Raw genomic sequence first — 4,165 nt, forward strand, 5'->3', positions numbered from 1 at the left:
CGCTTCGGCTATTCCTTCTCCACCTGGCGGCTGCACCTGCGCGGCGAGACCATCCGCAGCGCCCGCGACGTCGGCTGGGTGCGCACGCTCACCGCCGGCCGGATGATGCGCACCGACGTCCCGACCATCGCCGAGACCGCCACCCTGGCGGAATTCCGCCGCCGGTTCCCGGCGGGCGGGCCCTCGCGCGTGGTGGTGCTCGACTCCGAGGGCCGCTACGCCGGCATAGCGCCGACCGCGACGGCCTATGTCGAGAGCCACCAGCCGGAGGAGCGGGCCGCGGCGCTGGCGGTCAACAAGACCGCCACCCTGGCCCCGCAGATGAACATCGCCGAGGTCATGCAGGCCTTCGACGCCGCCCAGAGCGAGGAACTGGCGGTCGTCGATCCGGACGGCGCGGTGCTGGGCGTGCTGGCCGAGGTCTATGTCTCGCGCCGCTACGCCAAGGAACTTGAGCGGGTGCAGGAAGGGGTGTTCGGCGAGATCTGACCGGGGCGCGGCCTAATAGGCGCGCAGGAAGAAGACCACCGTCGTCGCATAGGTGATGGCGAGCGTCGCCGCCCGCACCCAGAGCGCCGGCAGTTTCATCCCCACGCGGGCGCCGAGGACGCCGCCCGCGACGCCGCCGAGCGCCACCGGCGCGGCGCGCGTCCAGGCGATCAGGCCCAGGCCTGCGAACAGCACGCAGGCCGCGGCGTTGGCGCAGGTCAGAAGCAGGGTGCGCGCCGGCGCCAGCCGCTGGATCGGCAGGTCGGAGACCAGCACCCAGCTCGCCATCATCAAGAGGCCCACCGCCCCGCCGAAGTAGCCGCCGTAGACGCCGAGCGCGAACTGCAGGGCCGCCGCGCCGCCGGCGTGCAACCTGAACTCGCTGCGCTCCAGCGCCCGGCGCAGCCGGGTCCCGAAGGTCAGCGTCAGGCTGGCGAGCAGCAGGAGCCAGGGGACGATGGCCCGGAACGCCGCCTCGCTGGTCAGGTGCAGCAGCCAGGCGCCGACGGCGCCGCCGGCCAGGGTCAGGCCGGCCAGGGTCCGCATCGCCAGCGGGCCGAAGGCGGTGAGATGCCGCCGGAGCGTCCAGGCGCTCGCCGCCGCGCCGGGCAGGAGGGCGGTGTTGCAGGTGGCGTTGGCTACGGTAGGCGGCAGGCCGCTGGCGATCAGCGCCGGAAAGGCCGCGAACGTGCCGCCGCCGGCCAGCGCGTTCATCACGCCGGCGACGAGCCCGGCGCCCGCCAGCCCCGCCATCTGCCGCCAAGCTTCCACGCGGGCCACATGCCCCGCCCCGAGGCGCTGGCGCAAGCCGGAACCAACTGGTTACCAAACGCTTAAGCTTGTGGCCCGGCGCGTGCTAGGACCGCGGGGGGAGGTTCCATAATGAGACTGTTCGCCTGGGCCGCGCTGGCGGCCTGCATCTGCGCCGCGCCGACCCTCGCCGCCCCGCAGATCTCCGCACTGGGGACACCCGCCGCGCCCACCGCCGCGGCGAGCGATCCCCAGGCCGCCGCCGCGGTTCGTGTCGCCATGCGTCAGGAGACCCTGCCGCCGGGCGGGAGCCTTCCCGAGCACAGGCAGAGCGGCGAGCGATACCTCTACGTCGTCGCCGGCCGGCTGAAGGTCTCGAACCTCGTGACCGGCGAGGAGCAGGTCGTCGAGGCCGGCAAGATGGCGGCCGAGCAGCCGGGCGACTGGCATGTCGCGGTGGCGCTCGGCGCCCAGGCCGCGACCTTCTACGTGATCGACCGCGGCCCGGCGGACGGGGCCGCGACGACGGCCGCGAATAACGACGGGAACTGAGGGTCTTCTAAAGGTTTTCGCGCTACGCTGTCGTCACAGTCACGCCGCCTTGCGCGGCCAGCATGGACGTCGCTCAAGTCGGCGTCCGACAGGAGGAAGGGGATGGAAGAGGTCATGGGTGACGACACCTTCGGCCGCGAGGATGCGCCGCCGGAGCTGCGCCTGCCGCCCGTCCAGCGCGCCCTGCGCCGGGTCCGCCCGGTGAGCGACGCGCTCGCCCGCCAGGGCCGCGACGCCGCCGACGTCATCGGCCGGCAGGGCCAGACTTTCGGCCGCTTTTCCGCCGAGCAGGTCAAGGCCCGTCCGTTCGCCGCCGCCGCGGTGGCGCTCGCCGCCGGCGCGGTCCTGGGCGCCCTGCTCTCGCCGCGCCGCCGCGGGCACTGAATCCCGGTCGTCCGCCCACGGGGGCCGCGGCGAATACAACCATTTGACGTGGCGACGAAGCATTCTCGCTAGGCGCCGCGGGCGCCGCAGCGTAGCTTCCGCGCGAGGGACGCGTCGGGGATCAGTCGTGATCAAGGCTCTATCTGCGGCCGCAGCGACGGCCACGCTCCTCACCTCCCAGGCGGCGGCCGCGCCCGCCGTGCGGCCGGAAGCCCCGGCCTGGGTGATCGCCCCCGGCGCCGACGGCTGCCGCACCGAGCTGGAGCTCACCGGCGATGGCGTCGCGGTCCCGGCGGCGCTTGTCTCGAACGGCGACGACGTCGATCTGGTCTTCGCCAAGCCCGACGCGCCGGAGCGGGCCTTCCTGCCGATCCGCATCGACCACAAGCCCTTCGCCAACCTCGTCATGCGCGAGGCCGACGGCAAGACCGCCGCCATGCGGCTGAGCGCCGAGACGCTGAGCGCCCTGCGCAAGGGCGGCGTGCTGCAGATCGGCTGGCTGGCCGACGCGCCGGTGCAGATCGGGCTCGCCGGGTCCGAGCAGGCGCTGGCGGACCTGCGCGTCTGCGGCGCCCAGGTCGCCCAGCGCTTCCGCGACCGCCAGGCCGCGCAGCAGGCGGCCCAGGAGCGCGCCGACGCCCAGGCCCGCGCCCAGGCGCTGGCGGACGAGCAGCTCGCCGTGGTGAAGGCGCAGAAGGAGGCCGCCGAAGCGGAAGCCCAACGCAGCGCCGCCGAGACCGAGCGCCTGAGGGCGGCGGCCGAGGCGGACCGCCAGCGGGCTCAGGCCGAGGCCGAGCAGCAGGCCCAGGCGGACAGCTATCCCTACCGCCGCGCCCGGACCTATCCGGACGATCCGCGCGACGACTACGCGCCCGATCCGTACCAGAACGATCAGACCTATCAGCCGCAGTACCCCTACCGGCGCTGGTAAGCGCGCCAGGGCGCTGCAGGGAGGGCTCTGCAGGGCGGGCGCTGCGGGCCGGGCGCTACTCCGGCGAACGATCGTTAGGCCGTCCTTATCCCGCACGCGCGAGCGCAGGTCCGTCGCGGAGATCCTGCGCTTTCGGAGTGGCGACGCCCGCACGGGCTTCGGTGCGTGTCTGCTTTCCACGCCGCCGCAGCGGAACGAAACTAGTCCCCGCGCGCCCCGCTGAGAACCCATGGAAGAGCGACGCTAGCGACAGCCTTAACGACACAGTAAGTATAATTCTCGCGGCATAGCTCAGAACGCAATTCTGACCATGCAGAACCTCGACGGCCCCTGTATTGTTAAGATGTATTTCATGCGCCCTCGGCATCATTCTCCAAAACAGGTGCGATGGTGATGCGGACGCTGCAACTGGATCTTGCGAAGGACGACGCGGTCATCGACGCGCGCCTGCTCTTCAGGCAGGACGACGATCTGATCGTCGACTTCCGTCGCCGCATGGATTCGGCGTTGAAAGTCTTGCGCAAGCACGAGGAAGCGGCGCGCCGGGAGGGGGGCTTCTGATGGATGCCGCCAACCAGCCCCGCAACCTGAAGGTCCTCATCGTCGACGACGAGCCGGTCAACCGGCTGGTCCTTGCCCGCATGGTCGAACACCTGGGCTCGCAGTGCATCGAGGCCGCGAGCGCCGCCGAGGCGCTGGAAGTGCTGCGCCAGCAGCCCGTCGACCTGGTGCTGATGGACATCCAGATGCCCAAGATGAGCGGCATCGAGGCGGTCGAGCTGCTGCGCGCCGATTCCGGCCCGAACCGCGACGCCCCGGTGGTCGCGGTCACCGGCGACACGACCCGGTCGCGCCGCGAGTATCTGCAGCTCGGCTTCGACGACTACGCCAACAAGCCGATCTCGCTGGCCTCGGTCGGACAGATGCTGAGCGCCCGCCGCCAGACTCGCGCCCCCGCCCACAGCAGCGGCGTCGGCCTGGCCCGCGCCTGGCGCTAGTCTTACTGAGTCATCTCGCCACATCCACGTTGGTCGCGGGACGCTTCAGCCTTGGTGCTTC

The 4,165-nt window shown here is 72.0% G+C and carries 7 protein-coding genes; 6 read left to right on the forward strand and 1 reads right to left on the reverse strand.

What is annotated here, in order from left to right:
• Positions 1-489: CBS domain-containing protein (locus VJS38_RS18000; RefSeq protein ID WP_324089529.1), on the forward strand; the 489-nt coding region annotated here is incomplete at its 5' end.
• Positions 490-501: 12 nt separating this feature from the next.
• Here VJS38_RS18000 and VJS38_RS18005 read toward each other — a convergent pair.
• A complete protein-coding gene (locus VJS38_RS18005) occupies positions 502-1,296 on the reverse strand; it encodes a sulfite exporter TauE/SafE family protein (RefSeq protein WP_324089530.1) in 795 nt (264 codons plus the stop codon).
• Between the two features lie 75 nt (positions 1,297-1,371).
• On the opposite strand from VJS38_RS18005, the gene VJS38_RS18010 reads away from it, so the two are divergent.
• The 5 genes from VJS38_RS18010 (at position 1,372) to VJS38_RS18030 (ending at position 4,104) form a co-directional block, all read left to right on the forward strand.
• A complete protein-coding gene (locus VJS38_RS18010) occupies positions 1,372-1,791 on the forward strand; it encodes a cupin domain-containing protein (RefSeq protein ID WP_324089531.1) in 420 nt (139 codons plus the stop codon).
• 102 nt (positions 1,792-1,893) lie between these two features.
• Positions 1,894-2,175 (forward strand): hypothetical protein, encoded by a 282-nt coding sequence (locus VJS38_RS18015; RefSeq protein WP_324089532.1) that lies wholly within the window; start codon positions 1,894-1,896, stop codon positions 2,173-2,175.
• Positions 2,176-2,302: 127 nt separating this feature from the next.
• Positions 2,303-3,106 (forward strand): hypothetical protein, encoded by an 804-nt coding sequence (locus VJS38_RS18020; protein WP_324089533.1) that lies wholly within the window; start codon positions 2,303-2,305, stop codon positions 3,104-3,106.
• Positions 3,107-3,499: 393 nt separating this feature from the next.
• Complete coding sequence (locus tag VJS38_RS18025; RefSeq protein ID WP_324089534.1) at positions 3,500-3,667, forward strand: hypothetical protein; 168 nt, start codon at positions 3,500-3,502, stop codon at positions 3,665-3,667.
• Positions 3,667-4,104: a response regulator gene (locus VJS38_RS18030; protein ID WP_324089535.1), complete on the forward strand. Its 438-nt coding sequence runs from the start codon at positions 3,667-3,669 to the stop codon at positions 4,102-4,104. Before VJS38_RS18025 ends, VJS38_RS18030 begins: the two co-directional genes overlap by 1 nt.
• Positions 4,105-4,165 lie beyond the last annotated feature (61 nt).

This window comes from Phenylobacterium sp. (genome assembly GCF_035276905.1).
Lineage (GTDB): Bacteria > Pseudomonadota > Alphaproteobacteria > Caulobacterales > Caulobacteraceae > Phenylobacterium.